The organism is Paraburkholderia sp. BL27I4N3, from assembly GCF_003386115.1.
Classification (GTDB): domain Bacteria; phylum Pseudomonadota; class Gammaproteobacteria; order Burkholderiales; family Burkholderiaceae; genus Paraburkholderia.
On the sequence record NZ_QREJ01000001.1, the window covers coordinates 7,169,307 to 7,187,220 of the forward strand.

The following is a 17,914-nucleotide window of genomic DNA, read 5'->3' on the forward strand; positions in this document are numbered from 1 at the left end:
CGGGCGCCAGGCTCGAACCAAGCGATTCATGGGAATTTTCTCGTTCGGCAAGAAAGACGACGCACCCACCCGGCGCGGCGCAAACACCAGTTCCTCCCGGGCCGCCCGTGGCGAGCGCGTGGAGCGGCGAACCCGCCGCACGGAGCGCACCGTCGACGCCGATGCGATGCTGCTCGACCCTACGTTGCCGGAAAAGCAGCGTGCGCGTCGCCGGCTCGTCGGCGCGATCGCGATGGTCGTGGCGGCGGTCGTCATCCTGCCCATGGTGCTGGACTCGCACCCTAAGCCCGTCACAGACGACATCTCCATCGACATTCCCAGCCGTCCTGCGCCGAAGCTCGCTAAAGCTCAGGAAGACACGCAGGCCGGCGTAGCGCCGGATAATCCTGCAACGCCAGACGCGGCACTCGCCGCATCCGGTCTTGCGCCGGCAACGGCAGCAAGGCAAGGCCAGTCCGGCACCACGAAGCAAGCGAGCACGGAGACGAACGCAGCGGCGTCCGCAGCCAAGCCGGCAGTTAAGCCGCAAGCACCGTCCGTGGCGGCGAACACTACGCCGGCGCCCGCAACACCTGCCAAACCGGCGGCCAAACCGCCGGTCACGCATAACGCCGCGACCGCGCCGGCTGCTCAAGCTCCAAGTTCCGACAACTCGAACACGGCCGCCAGCGCGGACGCGAATTCCGGCACGCCGGCATCGCCGGCGGGCAGCCGTTTCGCCGTCCAACTCGGCGCCTTCGCGAACGACGCCAACGCACGCAATTGGGCGGCCAAGTTGAAAGCGGCAGGTGTGCCCGCATATACCGAACATCGCAAGCAGGCTGACGGCTCCACGCTCACGTTGCTGCGAGCCGGCCCGTTCGCCGACCGCGCAGCAGCGAGCGCGGCCATTGCAAAGGTTCGCGAGGTCGGCTTGACGTCGGGCGCGAACAGCGGCACCGCACAGTAAGCGAGCGATGTTCACTGCCTTCGACTACGCTGTAATGGCGGTGATCGGTTTGTCAGCGCTGCGCGGCACATGGCGCGGGTTTTTGTCGGAGATATTCGGGCTGATCGGCTGGATCGCGGCGTTTTTCATTGCTTGCCGCTTTGTGGGTTACGTTGTCCCGTATATCCCGTCCACGTGGCCGGGCGGGGCGTTGACCCAATGGCTGCTGGCCTTTGCGCTGGTGGTGGTCGGTGTGGTGCTCGTGGCGAGCGTGCTGAACGCCCTTTTGAGCCGCATCGTGCAGGCAACCGGCTTGAGCGGCGTGGACCGTTCGCTCGGTTTGATGTTCGGCCTCGTGCGCGGGGTCGTTCTGGTGCTGATTCTGGTCGCCCTGGCTGGCTTGACCGAACTGCCCCAACAGGAATTCTGGCGCAACGCCTTGCTTCGGCCCTATGCGGTCGAGGGCGTGCACGTAATGAAACCGCTGCTTCCCGAGCCGCTGGCTGCTTACGTCCGAGTGTGACGATCAGGCGAGCGGCGAGGGAGACGCAGCAGGACACCGGCGCAAACCGGCTGCCTTTACGTTCGGTCGCTTAGCTTCGCTAACGTCTCGAAGGAAGTCCCTTGGGACACGATCGCAGGCAGCGGCCGCCATGACGAATTTCGTACCTTTGAAGGACATGCCATGTGCGGCATCGTAGGCGTAGTTTCCCACTCTCCGGTCAATCAGCTGATCTATGACAGCCTGCTGCTCCTGCAGCATCGCGGTCAGGACGCCGCCGGCATCGCGACAGCGAACGGCAGCAACTTCCACATGCACAAGGCCAACGGCATGGTGCGCGACGTGTTCCGCACGCGCAACATGCGCAGCCTGCCCGGCACCACCGGTATCGGCCAGGTCCGTTACCCGACCGCCGGTTCCGCATCGAGCGAAGAAGAAGCCCAGCCGTTCTACGTGAACGCGCCGTTCGGCATCATCCTCGCCCACAACGGCAACTTGACCAACTGGCAGCAGCTGAAAGATGAGATGTTCCGCATCGATCGCCGCCACATCAACACCAATTCCGACACGGAAGTCATGCTCAACGTGCTCGCGCACGAATTGCAGCTTTCCAGCTCGGGCCTGCAACTCGATCCGGCTGCGCTGTTCAAGGCGGTGTCCGGCGTGCATCGCCGGGTGCGCGGGTCGTATGCGATCGTGTCGCTGATCGCCGGCTACGGCCTGCTGGGCTTCCGTGACCCGTTCGGTATTCGTCCGCTGTGCCTCGGCAAGCAGGAAACGGCGGAAGGCGTCGAGTGGATCCTGGCGTCGGAGTCGGTGGCGATTGAAGGTATCGGCTTCGAATTCGTGCGCGACGTGGCGCCGGGCGAAGCGATTTTCATCGACATCGAAGGCAATCTGCACTCGCAGCAATGCGCCACCAACCCGAGCCTGAATCCCTGCATTTTCGAACTCGTGTATCTGGCGCGTCCGGATTCGGTGCTCGACGGCGTGCCGGTCTACAACGTGCGTCTGCGCATGGGCGACTACCTCGCGGAGAAGATCAAGCGCGAGCTGCCCGACGTTCCAATCGACGTCGTGATGCCGATTCCCGATTCGTCCCGTCCGGCCGCGATGCAGGTCGCGAAGAAGCTGGGCGTGGAATATCGCGAAGGCTTCTTCAAGAACCGTTACGTCGGCCGTACCTTCATCATGCCGGGCCAGGCCGTGCGCAAGAAGTCGGTGCGCCAGAAGCTGAACGCCATGGGCATCGAGTTCAAGGGCAAGAACGTGCTGATCGTCGACGACTCGATCGTGCGCGGCACCACGTCGCATGAAATCGTGCAGATGGCGCGCGATGCGGGCGCGAACAAGGTGATCTTCGCGTCGGCGGCGCCGCCGGTGAAATTCCCGAACGTCTACGGTATCGACATGCCGACGCGCGGTGAACTCGTCGCCCACGGCCGTACGGACGACGAAGTCGCGCGCATGATCGGCGCGGACCACCTGGTTTATCAGGACGTCGACGCGTTGAAACAAGCGGTGCGCGACATCAACCCGGCGCTGAAGGAATTCGAAGCGTCGTGTTTCGACGGCAATTACGTGACCGGCGACGTCACCACCGAGTACCTCGACCGCATCGAAACCGCGCGTCTCGCACCGTCCTCGCAATCGGACCGCGACGCCGCGAGCGAAGCGATCGACGGCGGCGCGCCGGCCCGTTCGCAATTGCATTTGCAACTGTCAGTGGGTTGAGCGCGATTCGAGTTATACGCTCCCGGCAAGGCACGCTGCACGCCGTGCCGGGAGCGTGTTAGCATGACGGCTTGCGTCGATTTGAACTCAGCTTGCGGACGCGGGGCAACCCGAAACAGCTAAAGCGAATGGTGGAAAAGCCGCATTCATCTACCTCCGCTCCAGCTTTCCCCGCACATGAAGCCCGCTTATGCCGACGCAAAAGCGGGCTTTTTTGTTGCTGCGATTCGGCTTGATGCGCTCAGCTCACTCCATGTGAGCATGTGAGCCGCAGACACCAACCGCAGCCATGGAACATTGGAAACCAGAACCAACATGGACGACTCCCTGAACTTCGACACGCTGGCAGTCCGCTCGGGCACGGTGCGCAGCGACTTCAACGAGCATTCGGAAGCGATTTTCCTGACCTCGAGCTTCGTGTTCGAGAGCGCCGCCGACGCCGCCGAAAAATTCAAGAATTCCGAAGACAACTACACCTACTCGCGCTTCACGAACCCGACCGTTTCGATGTTCCAGGATCGTCTCGCCGCGCTCGAAGGCGGCGAAGCCTGCATGGCGACGGCGTCGGGCATGGCCGCGATCATGTCGGTGGTGATGTCGGCGTTGCAGGCGGGCGACCATCTGGTCAGCTCGCAGGCGCTGTTCGGCTCGACGCTCGGCATGTTCTCGCAGATCTTCAGCAAGTTCGGCATCACGACCACGTTCGTCGATCCGACCGATCTGGACGCGTGGAAAAACGCCGTGCGTCCGGAGACGAAGATGTTCTTCCTGGAAACGCCGTCGAATCCGCTGACCGAAGTCGCCGACATCCAAGCGATCAGCAAGATCGCCAAGGCGTCGAACGCGCTGTTCGTGGTGGACAACTGTTTCTGCAGTCCGGCCTTGCAGCAGCCGCTGAAGCTCGGCGCGGATGTCGTGATGCATTCGGCCACCAAGTTCCTCGACGGTCAGGGCCGCGTGCTCGGCGGCGCGCTGGTCGGTTCGAAGCAGTTCATCATGGAAAAGGTGTTTCCGTTCGTGCGCAGCGCCGGGCCGACGTTGTCCGCGTTCAACGCATGGGTGTTGCTCAAGGGTATGGAAACGCTGTCGTTGCGCGTCGAAAAGCAGTCGGCGAATGCGCTCGAGATCGCGCGCTGGCTGGAGGCGCATCCGGCCGTGAACCGCGTGTTTTATCCGGGGCTTGAATCGCATCCGCAGCACGCGCTGGCCATGCGTCAGCAGAAGGCGGGCGGCGCGATTCTCTCGTTCGAACTGAAGGGCCATTCGCCGGAGCAGATGCGCGCGAATGCATGGCGTGTGATCGACAACACGAAGATCTGCTCGATTACCGGCAACCTCGGCGACACGCGTACCACGATCACGCATCCGGCTACGACCACGCATGGTCGCGTGACGCCGGAAGCGCGCGCGGCGGCAGGCATTAGCGAAGGCCTGATCCGTCTTGCCGTCGGTCTGGAAAACGCCGGCGATATCCGCGGCGATCTGGAGCGCGGTCTGGCGGGTTGAGCGGAGAAGGTTCGAGCGACAAAGGCTCGAATAACAGCGTGAAGCAGGACAAGCGGGCCGCTCCGATCAGGCGGCTCGCGCAACGAGCTTCGGTGCGGTCCGTCAGTGCAATGGAGCCAACGCGGCGAGATTCAGTGGAATGAATCTGGTGCCGCGAAAACTCAGTGACGCAACGTGCGCCACTGACCGGGCGCCAGTCCGAAACGCCGCGTGAACGCGTGCGTATACGCGCTCTGATCGCCGAAGCCGATATCCAACGCGATATCCGTCAGCGAACGGCGCGGATCGGCGAGCAGCGCGAGCGACGTATCGAGCCGCAGCCGCTGCAAATAGCGACGCGGCGTCTCACCGAAGGCCTCGATAAAAAGTTGATGAAAGCGCCGCATGCCGAAGCCGCAATGCGCGGCGAGGTCCGCGATCCGCAAAGGCTCCGATAAATGCGCGCGCAACCAGCGGTCGATACGCGTAAAGTCGAGCCCCGCGCCGGCTGCCGGTGCGCCAACCGCCGCGCCCACGTCGGCCACCAACGCCGCGCCGAGGCGTGCGGCCGCGTCCCAATGAAAACGCCGAGCGTCGAGCTCGTCGCCGAGAGCGTCGCCGGTCGCGTGCGCCGCGATGCGTTGCACGAGTTGCGCAAGCGAGCCCTCCACACGGACGGCCCGCGCGCGGTTGAACAGGCGTTCCGGTACGGCCAGCGATGTGGCCGGCAAATCCAGCACTAACTGCCGGTTTTCGCCGACGCCCACGTAATCGTGCCGCGCGCCCGCCGGGATGAGCCAGCCGGAGCCGGCATCCAGCCGTTGCGCGATGCCGTCCACCGCCATCACCATCGCGCCGTCGAGCCCGAGCACGACCTGGTGAAAGTCGTGCACGTCCGACGCTTCGATCGCGCCGTAGCGGCGCAGCGAAACGCTAGGAGCGGTAACGGCGGCGTGGCTCATCGACGGTGCGCAGTCACAGGACAGCGTAAAACTTAGACGCCCAGCAATTCGACTTCGAACACGAGCGTTGCGTTCGGCGGAATCACGCCGCCCGCGCCACGCACGCCGTAGCCGAGTTGCGGCGGGATGGTCAGCTTGCGCGTGCCGCCTACCTTCATGCCTTGCACGCCTTCGTCCCAGCCCTTGATGACCATGCCGCCGCCCAGCACGAATGCGAACGGGTCATTGCGGTCCTTGCTCGAGTCGAACTTCTGGCCATCGGTCAGCCAGCCGGTGTAATGCACGCTGACGGTCTTGCCGGCCACGGCTTCGGCGCCGGTGCCTTCAACGATGTCTTCGTACTTCAAGCCGGATTCGGTAGTCACAGTCGACATATGTCGCTCCTCAGTCAGAAACGTAAAAACCGACATTGTAGGCGTGTTGGCGCCGCATGCCGAGGATTGCCGCGTGGCACACGGATTGCGTGCCAGTTGGCCGTTCGGCCAGGCTGGTCGCGCCGGACGGCATGCCTATAATGGGGCTTCTTTCAACCATCATGAACTGCCTGAGAGGCTCGATCGTGACAACGTCTTCAACCGGAACTGCCGGCGAAAAGCCGGTCCCTTCCGGCTTCGCCGTATCCGAACGCACCGCGCATCTGCGCGCGGAAACCGCGCTGTTCATGCGTGACCATGTGCTGTCGCTGGTGTCGCATGATCTGCGTGGTCCGTTGAATGCCATTCATAGCTGGGCGTATGTGCTGGAGCGCAAGCTCGACGCGAACGACCCCAACTCTCAGCGCGCCGTCACCGGCATTCGCAATGGTGTGGACCAGCAGGTCAAGTTGCTCGAGACGATCGTCGACGCTACGCGCGCCGAAACCAAATCGCTGGCGCTGAACCGTGCGTCATTCCCACTGCATCCGTTGCTCGATGAAACCGTTGAAGAAGTCCGCTCGGGCCTGGCTCGCACGCGCGGCGTGGAAGTGACGCTCGACTCGCAACTCGCCACCGAGCAACTCAACGGCGACCGCGAGCGCCTCGCTGCCGCGTTATGGCTGATGCTGACGTTCGCGGTCGAAACGAGCCCGGAAGGCGCCACGGTCGTTCTGTCCACGAAAGCCGACACGAGCACGTGGCACGCCAGCCTCGCGTACGACACGAACAGCGCCGCATTGCTGGATCCCGCCTTGCCTCATGTGCTCGAAGCGTTTGCCCGCAAGCAGGCGCGCGAGCCGCGCGAAGCGAAACGGATCGCGTGGGTGCTGGCGTTGTGCAAGCGCGTCGCGGAAGCGCACGGCGGCAGTTTCGAGCAAGGCGAAGCAAGCGGCGGCGACACAACCGGCAGCAATACCGCCACGCTCGCGCTACGCATCCCACTGAGCGCAACTGCCGCAAAGTGAACGGTGGGCTCAGCCACTTCGTTCGCACGATTCAGATTTCACCGAGCTTTCACCCTCTATACTGACAACTTTTGTTGCCGGAGCCTTTCGCTTTGATCCAGGTTGTCGCCCTTATCGGTGCGTTGTTTCTCGTTGCCCTCAACGGCTTCTTTGTTGCCGCTGAATTCGGTCTGGTCAAACTGCGGCAGACACGCGTTCAAAGCCTCGCTGCCAAACATGGCATGCGTGGGCGTCTGCTGGCCAAAGTGCACGGGCGCCTCGACGCCTATCTGTCCGCCTGCCAACTCGGCATCACGTTGGCATCGCTCGGGCTCGGCTGGATCGGCGAGCCCGCGTTCGCGGAGTTGCTCACTCCGGTCTTCAGCCTGCTCGGCGTGGAGTCGGAGAAGCTGATCCACGGCATTTCGCTGTTCTTCGCGTTCTCGTGCATTTCGTTCCTGCACATCGTGGTGGGCGAACTGGCGCCGAAGTCGCTGGCGATCCGCGAGGCGGAAAAAGTTTCGCTCTGGGCCGCCACGCCGCTCTATGGCTTTTACTGGGCCATGTATCCGGCAATCTGGGTGCTCAACACGAGCGCCAACGCCGTGCTCAAACTGGCCGGCCTCGACGCCGATCATGGCCACGACTCGCACTATTCCACCGACGAACTCAAGCTGATCCTGCGCGGCCGCCGCGCCAACGTCGCCACGGAACTGGGCTCGACGGACGGCGCCTACAGTCAGGACGAGTGGAACACGATCGCGCACTCGCTCGATTTTTCGCGCATGACCGTGTCGGACCTCATGCGTCCGGCCTACGAAATGATCGGCTTGCGCCGCGATTTGCCGTTGCGCGAAAACATGCAGGTGGTGGCGCGGCATCGCTTTAGCCGTTATCCGCTGTTCGAAGACGCATCCGGCGAACGCGTGGCCGGCATGATCCACTTGAAGGACTTGCTGTTGGCCCGCCATGCGGGCAGCACACTTGAGGATCTCTCCAAATACGCGCGGCCCGTGCAATACGTCACGCCGGAAATGCCGGCGCTCGAACTGTTTCGCCGCTTCCGCAAGGGCGCGCCGCACTTTGCGCTGGTCGGCCATAAGCGGGAGAAGCCGATCGGTTTCCTGACGCTCGACAATCTGCTCGGCGCGCTGGTGGGCCAGATTCACGACGAGTTCCGTCAAGGCGACGCCGACTGGACGCGCATGGACGACGGCACCTTGATGGGCAAGGGCAGCTTGCCGGTGGTGTCGCTGGAACGCGCGCTGGGGATCGACATTGACGAAGGCAAGGCCGAATCGGTCGGCGGCCTCGTGATTCAGGCGCTTAACGATCTGCCTAGCGAAGGGCAGAGAGTCGAGTTCGACCGCTTCGACGTCGTGGTCAAGAAAATGAAAGGGCCGCGTATCGTGCTGGTGCGGGTTTATCCAAAAACGTTCGACGACGAAGGCGGTTGAGCGGAGACAGCGCTGCTTTGGGCGGCGCGGCGCTAGCCTCGATCATGCCGCGTGGCCACCTCGCCGACGGACGCCTGAAACAAAAAGGCGGCTGAAGCACCTACGCTCCAACCGCCTTCACCTGCAAAAGCCGCAAGATCACCCGCGCGGCACGCCATCCTCCACCAACACCGCAACCGGCATTGCACCCAGCGCATCGCGCAGATACAGCAGACCGTTTTCATCGACCTTCGGCGCAGCGGGACTCAACCAGTCGAATAGCGCTCTCGCGGACAAATCCGGCGGCATCTCCAACGCGGTGTCTTCCCATTTGGCCGGCTCGACCATCGGCAAGTCACTTTCGTCGCCGAGCAATCCAGCCGCGAGCCGGCTCGCCACCACCACGGCCCACGCATTGCCATGCCGCCGTGCAAACGCGATCACACTCGACGCGTGCTTGCCGCGCACCGCAAGCGGCAGATACTCGCTCTGACTCAACAATTCCGGCAAATGCGCCCGCAACGCGAGTACGCGCTGCACCACCGCGAGCTTCACGCGTCCATCGCGCCAGCCCGGCAGGAATTCCGACGGCGGCGTTTGCACGAGCCACGCCTCGCGTTTGGCGAAATCGACGGGCCGGCGATTGTCCGGATCGACCAGACTGAAGTCCCACAACTCGGTGCCCTGATAAAGATCGGGAATCCCAGGCGATGCCAGCCGCAGAACCGTCTGCTGCAAACTATTGAGCGCACCGGCACGCCCGATTCGCGCGACGTACGCGGACAACTCCTTCAGGAAACCGTCGCGCCGCTGCGGCGCGAGGATGTCGAACAGGAAATCGCGACAGGCGGCCTCGTAGGCTTCGTCGGGTGCGAGCCAGTTGGTTTGCAGCTTGGCTTCGCGCAGCGCCTTCAACTGCCATTGCGCGACGCGCTCGGCTAGCTCCTTTACGCCGGCTTCGTCGTCGGGTCGCAGATCCGGGGGCCAGCAGCCCACCAGCGTTTGATAGAGCATCGCTTCGGCGGCGGGGCCGGGCGCCCAGTCGTAGCTCATGTCCTGGCCGACGCTGCTGACAGAATTGTCGTCGAGCGCGCGCCGATGCAGCGCATTCAATGTGGACCACGCGCGCAACGTCGCGCTCCAGTCGCGCGCGATCTCGCTCAACACGGCAAGCCGCGCGCGCACGTCTTCGCCACGTTTGTGATCGTGCGTGGCGGTCGCGAGCATCGCGTGAGGGAAGCGCTGCGAGCGCTCCAGATTCGCCGCATGAAACGCTTCGACCGACAACGCGAACTCGCCCGGGTCCGAGCCGACCTCGTTGCGCGACAACAGCCGGCCATAGCGATAGCACGCCGTATCCTCGACCGCCTTCGCGGCGACGGGCGCGGTCAACTGCGAAAACAACGTCTGTGCGGTGCGTCGCGCGGAACCGGCATGGCTCGGCGGCGCACCGTTCTGGCCTTGCGACGCCGCGCCGCCGCGGCCGGACGGCGGCTCTTCGGCGCTGCCGCCGAGCCACGCGTTCACACGATCGAGCGCGACGAGGTCCGCGCGCGAAAGGGTTTGGCGAGCGCCCTCCAAAGCCTGGTCGAAATAGACGTTATCCGTCGCGCTGCGCAGACCGTTCTGCGGATAGATTCGATACACTGGGAAATGCACGACGAGTTCGGTCAGCACTCGCCGCAGCGTCGTGAAAGTAAAGTCGCGCGTGGCCAGCGAATCGCGCGCAATGCGATGCAGCGCGCGGGCCGCGCGGTCGAGTTCCGCCGAGAGATTTTCCGCGAGAATCTTGCGGCGCGCGACCAGCGCTTCGTCGGCAAAACGCGGGCTGCGGCCGGTCAGCTCGGTCCACGTTTGCGCGAGCGGTTCGGCGCCGGCGGGATCGTGCAGCAGCGCGCCCACGTCGCTCATGAAATCGTAGCCGGTCGTGCCGTCCACCGGCCAATCGTCACGCAACGGTTCGCCGCGTCCGAGAATCTTCTCGACCACCACATACGGCGTGGTGTCACGCAGTTCCGTTAGACGCTGCCGCAAACGCTGGCAGTATTCACGCGGCTCGGCGAGGCCGTCGACGTGATCGATACGCAGGCCGTCCACCACCCCTTCATGGTACAGACGGAAGGGCAGCGCATGCACGGCCTCGAACACTTCGGGCCGTTCCACGCGCACACCGGCGAGCGTCGAGATGTCGAAGAAGCGCCGCCAGTTCACCTCGTCGGACGCGGTGCGCCACCACGCCAGGCGAAAGTGTTGGCGCTCGATCAGCCGATGCAGACGGTCACGCGTGACCGGGTCGTCCGGAGAATACGCCTGCAGCGCGATCTCGATCGCCGAGTCACCGTTTTGCGCGACGAATTCGCGCAGCATGTCGCGACCTTCGGCGGCGCGCGCATGATCGTTGGGCTGCGTCGTGAGTCCATGGAAGCGCTCGGCGAGCGCGTTGAGATCGGAGCGGTCGGCACTTTGCAGAATCGACGCGTAGTCGGTCGGACATACCGGGAACACATGCGGGCCGTAGCCGATGTAAAAGCGCCCAATGTCGGCCGCGAAATGCAGCGCGATGCGACCCGCCGCGAGTTCCTCGCCGTACGCCGCGCCGAGCGTGGGCAGCAGCACCTTGCCGCGCAAGGCGGGGTCGGGCGAATGCCAGTCCACGTCGAAATGGCGCGCATAGGCGCTGTGACGGCCCCATTCGAGAATATCGAGCCACCACGCGTTGCTCGATCCGCCGACGCCCATATGGTTGGGCACCGTGTCGATGATCAGCCCCATGTCGTGCGCGCGCAGTTTGTCGACGAGGCGTTTCAAACCCGCCTCGCCGCCGCATTCGGCGCTGACCTGGGTGTAGTCGACGGTGTCGTAGCCGTGCATCGAGCCCGGCTCGGCCGTCGTGATGGGCGACGCGTACACGTGGCTGATGCCGAGCGCGGCGAAGTAGTCGACATGCTTTGCGGCATCGTCGAAGGTAAAGCCTCGATGAAACTGGAGGCGAAGCGTGGAGCGCGGGACGGTCATGGCGTATCAGGCTCCGAAGAAGCATTGGAAGAAGGAACCGGGGCGGTCGCGGCGCGGCGCGCGCGATCCACCGCGAGCAGCCGGTCGCAGAATGTGTCGTCTTCGAATAGTTCGTCGATCGGCACGCTCACGCGGCGGCGCCAGTTCGGATGTTCGTCGATCGAGCCGGGCAGATTCGGCTGCTCGACCTGCGCGAGCAAATCCTCGAGCGGAAATGTCACCAACGGGCCGGGCGTCGCGGCAACGAAGGCGAGCGCTTCGTCCACGGGCGCGCGGTCGGGCGGCGGCGCGGCGACGTCGGGCGCGGCCACGCCGGCCAGTTGAAAAGCTCGCCACAACTCGGCGCGATCTTTCGCGCGCTCTTCCTGGGCGGCTTCTTCGGGATCGCGGCCGTCGGCGCGCGCCATCGTCTGGCCGATCTTGTTGCGCCATGTGATGTCGCTGCCGCGCCACCAACCGGCGACTGTCGGCAGATCGTGCGTGGTCGTGGTGCCGACAGCATTGCGGTCCCAAGCCGAAGGCGGCTTGAATCCTTTGCCGTCGTGCGCGCCTTCGAACCACAGCACGCGAATGCCGGCGATGCCGTGCTCCTCGAGCCGCTCGCGAAAACCCGGCGGCACCGTGCCGAGATCTTCGCCGATCACGATCGCGCGATGCCGCCACGATTCGAGCGCGATCAGCCGCAGCAAGTCTTCGAGCGGGTAGCGCAGGTACGCGCCGTTACGGGCGCTTTCGCCTTCCGGCACAAGCCACAGCCGCCGCAAGCCGAGAATGTGATCGATGCGGATGCCGCCCGCGTGCGCGAACGCCGCGCGCAACATGTCGATGAACGCGGAGAAGCCCTGCGTGCGCATGGCGCGCGGCGAGAACGTGGTGAGCCCCCATGCCTGACCGGCCTGGTTGAACAGATCCGGCGGCGCGCCGACCGATACGCCTTGCAGCATGTCGTCGCGATACGACCATGCATGACTGCCGGCGCTATCGCAGCCCACCGCGAGATCGGCGATCAGGCCGACGGCCATGCCGGCCTCGCGCGCCGCATGTTGCGCGTGCGACAAACCCTTGGCGGCGAGCCATTGCAGGAACAGATGGAAATCGACCTCGTGACGGTTGCTCTCGGCGAAGGCTTCGACTTCCGGGCTGCGCGGATCACGCAAAGCCTCGGGCCAGTTGCGCCAATGTCCATTGCCGCCCTCTTGCGAGAGTTGCGCCGCCTGCAACGCTTCGAAGCGCGCGTGGTCTTCGAGCGCGCGTCCGGCGCGTTCGCAGAAGCCATGAAACTCCAGCGCGCGCGGCGTGTTTTGCGCGCGTTCGTGTTCGCAGAATTGCTCGTACAGCGCGCGCAAGACCTTCAGCTTCAGCACGACCGCGTTCGGCCAGTCGATCAGCGGCAAGCGTTCGAGTTTCGACCATGCGTCTCCAGCCTGGGTGGCTTCGAGCGCGGCGTGGGCCGCGTCCGCGCCGAACACAGCGGCCGGATCGATATGCGTGACGTTCAGCCACAAACGCGACGACGGCGAATACGGGCTGAAGCGCTCCGGTTCCGCGCTGAACATCGCATGCGTCGGACTGACGGCGAGCGCGTGCGCGCCACGCTTCGCGCTTTCCACAGCGATTTGCGCGAGCGCCGAATAATCGCCGATGCCGCCGTCGCCTGTACGGCGCAAGCCGTACAACTGCGCGGCGATGCTCCAAAGCGGCGGCGCGGGCGTGTCATCGCCGCTTGCGTCGTCGTCCAGCGTGCGCCAGGCGTCGGCCACCGTGTAGCAGCGCGGCGGCGCCACAGCTAGCGTGATGCGTTGTTCGTGGATCACGAGCGTGTGATAGCCCGCTTCGTCGATTGGTGCGAGTAAGGCTTCTTCGCCTTTGGGCGCGGTAAACCGGCCGTCGATGATCGAGCCGCTTTCCAGTTCGATCCGATAGTGGCTGCCCGATTTAATCGCCGCAATGGGCAAGGCGATGCCGCGTCCGACTTCCGCGGTCATCAGCGGCGGCAGTTTGCGGCCCGACAATTCGGCTTCCAGTGCGGCGGCGCTGTGGCGGATTTCCGTTGCGTTGCCGCACGGCAGTCCCATCCGTTCGAGCAATACGGTAAGTGTGCTTTCAGGCACACGCTGCGTCGTATGGTGCGCATCCTGCCACTCCACCTCGAAGCCGGCGCGCGAGGCAAGAGTGACGATCGTGTCGTGAGGGCGTCGGGTAGTCACGCGTGGCGCTCCTGTTGTCCCGCAACGCGAGCATCGTGGCCGATGGCGTAGCCGCAGACGTCGCCCGTCAACCATGCGACGAACGCGTAGGGCGGCAAAACCTTGACCTCGACCTGTTCGCGCACGCGCGGCGGCGTTTCGAAAATCACTTTGCCGGCGGGAATCTCAGTGCACACCACGCTCTCTTTCGAGAGATTCAGCGCGACCGACAACGTCTCCCCGTCGCAGAGTTTCCAGCGCGCGATCAGCGCATTGGCGTCGCCGCCATTCGCAGCGGTCAGCACGGTCGCGCCGCACGACTTGCTGTGTTGCAGGCGCGGAGTGATCAGCTTGGCGCGCACGGCAAGCGCGGACTTGTAGAAGTGCATCCACTCGAGCCGGTCTTTCGCTTCATCGCTGTCCTGCTTCGCCGCTTCGTGCGACGCCGGCGGCGATGAGGCCGCAAACGTCTTCACGTCATTCGGATCGGGAATCTGGGCGCGGCGTTTCTCGTCGCTGAACGAGGAAAAGCGCGCGAATTCGCGGCGGCGTCCTTCGCGGACCGCGTCGGCGAGATCGCCGCTGTAGTCGGTGAAAAACAGGAACGGTTGCGTCGAGCCGTATTCCTCGTCCATGAAAAGCAGCGGGATTTGCGGCGACAGCAGCAGCAGGCCGGTGGCGGCGCGCAAGGCATCGTCCGTGGTCAGCTTGCGCAGACGCTCGCCGAACGCGCGGTTGCCGATCTGATCGTGGTTCTGCAGGAACATCACGAACGACGTGGGCGGCAAATGACCGCTCGCTTCGCCACGCGGCTTGCCGTCGTGAATCGGCGACGGGTCGCCCTGATACGCAAAGCCTTCCGACAGCACGCGCGCGAGACGCCGGATCGGCTGGTCTTCGTACGCGTGGTAATAGCCTTCAGTTTCGCCGGTCAGCAGCACGTGCAAGGTATTGTGCGCGTCGTCGTTCCATTGCGCGTCGAAATGCGTTTCCAGCAGGCTCGCGCTGTTGTGCTCGTTCTCCAGCACCAGATGCACGTGCCGGCCGTGCTGCACTTTGGCGCGGATATGGTCGGATAATTCGCGCAGCCACGCGTGGTTGTCAATGGCGTGTACGGCGTCGAAACGCAGCCCGTCGAGCCGATATTCGTTGATCCAGTAGACGGCGTTATCCGTGAAGAAGTCGCTCACTTCGTTGCGCTCGAAATCGATCGCCGGGCCCCACGGTGTATGCGTGCCTTCGCGGAAAAAAGAACGCGCATATTCATGCAGATAATTGCCGTCCGGGCCGAAGTGGTTGTAGACCACGTCGAGAAACACCATCAGGCCGAGACCATGCGCGGCGTCGATCAACGCTTTCAACTCTTCGGGGCGGCCGTAAGCGGAATCGGGCGCATACGGCAACACGCCGTCATAGCCCCAATTGTGCTTGCCGGGAAAGTCGTTCAACGGCATTAACTCGATGGCGGTGACGCCGAGCGCGGCGAGTTCCGGCAGCCGCTTTTGCACGCCCGCATAACCGCCCATTGCGCCGACGTGCAACTCGTACAACACCGTTTCTTCCCAAGGCCGGCCGTGCCAGTTCGTATGTTCCCAACGGTACGCACGCGGATCGATGACTTCGCTCGGCCCATGCACGTCTTGCGGCTGAAAACGCGACGCCGGATCGGGCACCGCGTGCTCGCCATCCAGCCGGAAGCGGTAGAGCGTGCCTGCGCCGCTGTCGACGCTCGCTTCGAACCAGCCGTTGCCGGCGGGCGTCATATCGTGCGCGCCTTGCGCGGGGCCGTTCTCGATTTCCACCTGAACGTGTTGACAGGAAGGCGCCCAGAAGCGAAACCGCGTGCGTGGCTTCGCGCCCGTCGCGCCTAGCAACTGCGCGCCGAACGGCAAACAATGCGCGTGGTGATGCGCATGAGGATCAATCGGACTTTCGGACATGATTCGTCACCATTCAGTTTTTGCTTTCGAGCCGCGTGTTACACGTCGCTCGCCGGCGCTGCCTGAGACACACGCACAACGCGTACGACGACAACGCGCAATAACGCAGCCCGCATGCTGTCGGGTCGCGGCGCCGCCGGCTAAGTGGTCGGCGACGTATCGCTACTGGGCGGATGCGCACCCGGATCGGGCGGCAGCGCAGTCAGAAGCCGTGGCCCATGCTGCGCACCGGCCTTCCAGCCCGCTTGCCAATCGGCGTCGCCCACTGGCTGCGCGGCCAGCATCACGAGGCTGTGCGCGGCCACTTCGACCTCCGCCGCCGCCAGCCGATGCGGCGCGCTCTCCGGCTCCGCAGTGTCTAACAGCACGTGCCATTCCAGGTGCGGTGCGGGAGGCGTAAAACGCAGTGTTTCCTCGTTAGCGTTAAGCATCATCAACAATACTTCTGTTTCGCCGTTTAAGCCTGGACCCGCGCGGCGCAGCGTGAACGCGCGGCCTTCGGGATCCTGCCAGGCTTCGATGGTGAGCGGGTCGCCGTGTTCGTCGAACCAGCCGACATCGAACAGGCCCGGCAACACTTCACGATCGCCGAACAGAAAACGCGTTTCGCGCAGCAGCGGATGTTGCTTGCGCAGCGCGATCACGCGCGCGACGAACGCGGTCATCTCCCGCCCGTCCGGCGAATCCGCGCGTTCCCAGTCGATCCATGAAATTTCGTTATCCTGGCAATACGCGTTGTTGTTGCCGTTCTGCGTGCGCAGCGATTCGTCGCCGGCCAGCACCATCGGCGTGCCGAGCGCCATCAGCAGCGTGGTGATCAGCGAGCGCGCCACACGTTTGCGAGTGGCGAGAATCGCGGGGTCGTCGGTCGGCCCTTCAACGCCCCAGTTGCGGCTGCAATTTTCATTGTGGCCGTCGTTGTTGCCTTCGCGATTGGCGTCGTTGTGCTTCTGCTCGTAAGAGGTGACGTCGGCCAACGTAAAACCGTCATGCGAGGTGACAAAATTGACCGATGCCCACGGCTTCCTCGCCCGCCGGTTGAAGAGGTCCGCCGAGCCGGTCAGGCGCGCGGCGAGGTCGGGCCGCAAACCGGCGTCGCCGCGCCAGAAGCGTCGCACGGTGTCGCGGAAACGGTCGTTCCATTCGCTGAAGCCTGGCGGATGATTGCCCAACTGATAACCGCCAGGACCGATGTCCCACGGCTCGGAAATCAGTTTGCGTTGCGACAGGATCGGGTCCTGACGCAACGCGTCGAAGAAACCGGAGCCGGGATCGAACCCGTGCTGCTCACGGCCGAGCGTGACGCCGAGATCGAAACGGAAGCCGTCGATATTGAACGCCGTCGACCAGTAGCGCAGCGAATCCATCACCATTTGCAGCACACGCGGGTGTGGCAGATTCACGGTATTGCCACAGCCTGTGTCGTTGATATGGTGACGTTCGTCGCCGGGAATCAAGCGGTAATAGCTGGCGTTGTCGAGGCCGCGCCATGACACCGTCGGCCCCATCTCGTTGCCTTCGCAGGTGTGGTTGTAGACCACGTCGAGAATCACTTCGATGCCGGCCGCGTGCAACTGACGCACGGCGATGCGCATTTCGTCGAGCCGGTGCGTACTCAGATACGACGGCTCCGGCGCGAAAAAGGCCGCCGTGTTGTAACCCCAGTAGTTGCGCAGGCCGCGCTCCACCAGGAAGCGGTCGTTGAGAAACGCATGCACGGGCAGCAGTTCGATCGCGGTCACGCCGAGCTTCACCATATGTTCGATGAACTCCGGCGAAGCCAGTGCCGCGAACGTGCCGCGTTCATGCTGACGCAAATCGGCGCGCAACATCGAGGCGCCGCGCACATGCGTCTCGTAGACGATGGTTTCGCCCCACGGCACGTTCGGGCGTTTGTCGTGCGACCAGTCGAACGCCTCGTCGATCACCACGCACTTCGGCATGGCCGGCGCCGAATCGCGCCGGTCGATGGATAGGTCCGCGCGATTCGAATGCACGCGATAACCGAACAGCGCGTCCGACCAGCGAAACTGGCCGACCAGTTTGCGGGCGTATGGATCGAGCAGCAGCTTGTGCGGGTTGAAGCGATGCCCATGCTGCGGCTGATACGGCCCATGCGCGCGAAACCCATAGGCGGTGCCCGGATGCGCGTTGGGCAGATAGCCGTGCCAGACTTCGTCGGTGCATTCGGGCAGCGTGTAGCGGCGGATTTCCTTGCGGCCCGTGGGGTCGAACAGGCAAAGCTCGATTTTTTGCGCGTTCGCCGAGAACACTGCGAAGTTGACGCCGAGGCCATCCCAGCTAGCGCCGAGCGGATAGGGCGAACCGGGCAGAAGCCGGTCGGGCATTGCATGCGACATGATTCC

12 protein-coding genes are annotated in these 17,914 nt (G+C 64.2%); 6 read left to right on the plus strand and 6 right to left on the minus strand.

Going from position 1 to position 17,914, the window contains the following annotated elements:
* Positions 1-28 precede the first annotated feature (28 nt).
* The 4 genes from B0G71_RS32560 (at position 29) to B0G71_RS32575 (ending at position 4,670) form a co-directional block, all read left to right on the plus strand.
* Positions 29-949 (plus strand): SPOR domain-containing protein, encoded by a 921-nt coding sequence (locus B0G71_RS32560; RefSeq protein WP_116147025.1) that lies wholly within the window; start codon positions 29-31, stop codon positions 947-949.
* A gap of 7 nt (positions 950-956) precedes the next feature.
* On the plus strand, positions 957-1,451 hold the full coding sequence (locus B0G71_RS32565; RefSeq protein WP_116147027.1) for a CvpA family protein: 495 nt from the start codon (positions 957-959) through the stop codon (positions 1,449-1,451).
* A 162-nt stretch (positions 1,452-1,613) separates the two neighbouring features.
* Positions 1,614-3,164 carry an amidophosphoribosyltransferase gene (purF, locus tag B0G71_RS32570; RefSeq protein ID WP_106282621.1) on the plus strand — a complete coding sequence of 517 codons (1,551 nt, stop codon included), beginning with the start codon at positions 1,614-1,616 and terminating at the stop codon, positions 3,162-3,164.
* Between the two features lie 315 nt (positions 3,165-3,479).
* Positions 3,480-4,670, plus strand: coding sequence for an O-succinylhomoserine sulfhydrylase (locus B0G71_RS32575; RefSeq protein ID WP_116147028.1), 1,191 nt, complete (start codon positions 3,480-3,482; stop codon positions 4,668-4,670).
* 161 nt (positions 4,671-4,831) lie between these two features.
* On the opposite strand, the gene B0G71_RS32580 is transcribed toward B0G71_RS32575, so the two are convergent.
* Positions 4,832-5,611: an AraC family transcriptional regulator gene (locus tag B0G71_RS32580; RefSeq protein ID WP_116147030.1), complete on the minus strand. Its 780-nt coding sequence runs from the start codon at positions 5,609-5,611 to the stop codon at positions 4,832-4,834.
* Between the two features lie 32 nt (positions 5,612-5,643).
* The gene (locus tag B0G71_RS32585; protein ID WP_027803023.1) at positions 5,644-5,985 is read right to left on the minus strand and encodes an FKBP-type peptidyl-prolyl cis-trans isomerase; all 342 of its coding nucleotides are present in this window, start codon (positions 5,983-5,985) and stop codon (positions 5,644-5,646) included.
* Positions 5,986-6,170: 185 nt separating this feature from the next.
* Between B0G71_RS32585 and B0G71_RS32590 the strand changes: the two genes are divergently transcribed.
* Together B0G71_RS32590 and B0G71_RS32595 are read left to right on the plus strand one after the other, a co-directional pair.
* Positions 6,171-6,992, plus strand: coding sequence for a sensor histidine kinase KdpD (locus B0G71_RS32590; protein WP_116149082.1), 822 nt, complete (start codon positions 6,171-6,173; stop codon positions 6,990-6,992).
* Positions 6,993-7,084: 92 nt separating this feature from the next.
* Positions 7,085-8,428: a hemolysin family protein gene (locus B0G71_RS32595; RefSeq protein WP_116123870.1), complete on the plus strand. Its 1,344-nt coding sequence runs from the start codon at positions 7,085-7,087 to the stop codon at positions 8,426-8,428.
* Between the two features lie 138 nt (positions 8,429-8,566).
* Here B0G71_RS32595 and treY read toward each other — a convergent pair whose 3' ends face one another.
* The 4 genes from treY to glgX form a co-directional block, all read right to left on the minus strand.
* Positions 8,567-11,422 carry a malto-oligosyltrehalose synthase gene (gene treY, locus B0G71_RS32600; protein WP_116147032.1) on the minus strand — a complete coding sequence of 952 codons (2,856 nt, stop codon included), beginning with the start codon at positions 11,420-11,422 and terminating at the stop codon, positions 8,567-8,569.
* Complete coding sequence (gene malQ, locus B0G71_RS32605; protein ID WP_116147034.1) at positions 11,419-13,629, minus strand: 4-alpha-glucanotransferase; 2,211 nt, start codon at positions 13,627-13,629, stop codon at positions 11,419-11,421. The genes treY and malQ overlap by 4 nt, the downstream gene beginning before the upstream one ends.
* Positions 13,626-15,548, minus strand: coding sequence for a malto-oligosyltrehalose trehalohydrolase (gene treZ, locus B0G71_RS32610; protein WP_116147036.1), 1,923 nt, complete (start codon positions 15,546-15,548; stop codon positions 13,626-13,628). The genes malQ and treZ overlap by 4 nt, the downstream gene beginning before the upstream one ends.
* Positions 15,549-15,688: 140 nt before the next feature.
* A complete protein-coding gene (gene glgX / locus B0G71_RS32615) occupies positions 15,689-17,908 on the minus strand; it encodes a glycogen debranching protein GlgX (protein WP_116147038.1) in 2,220 nt (739 codons plus the stop codon).
* Between the last annotated feature and the right edge of the window lie 6 nt (positions 17,909-17,914).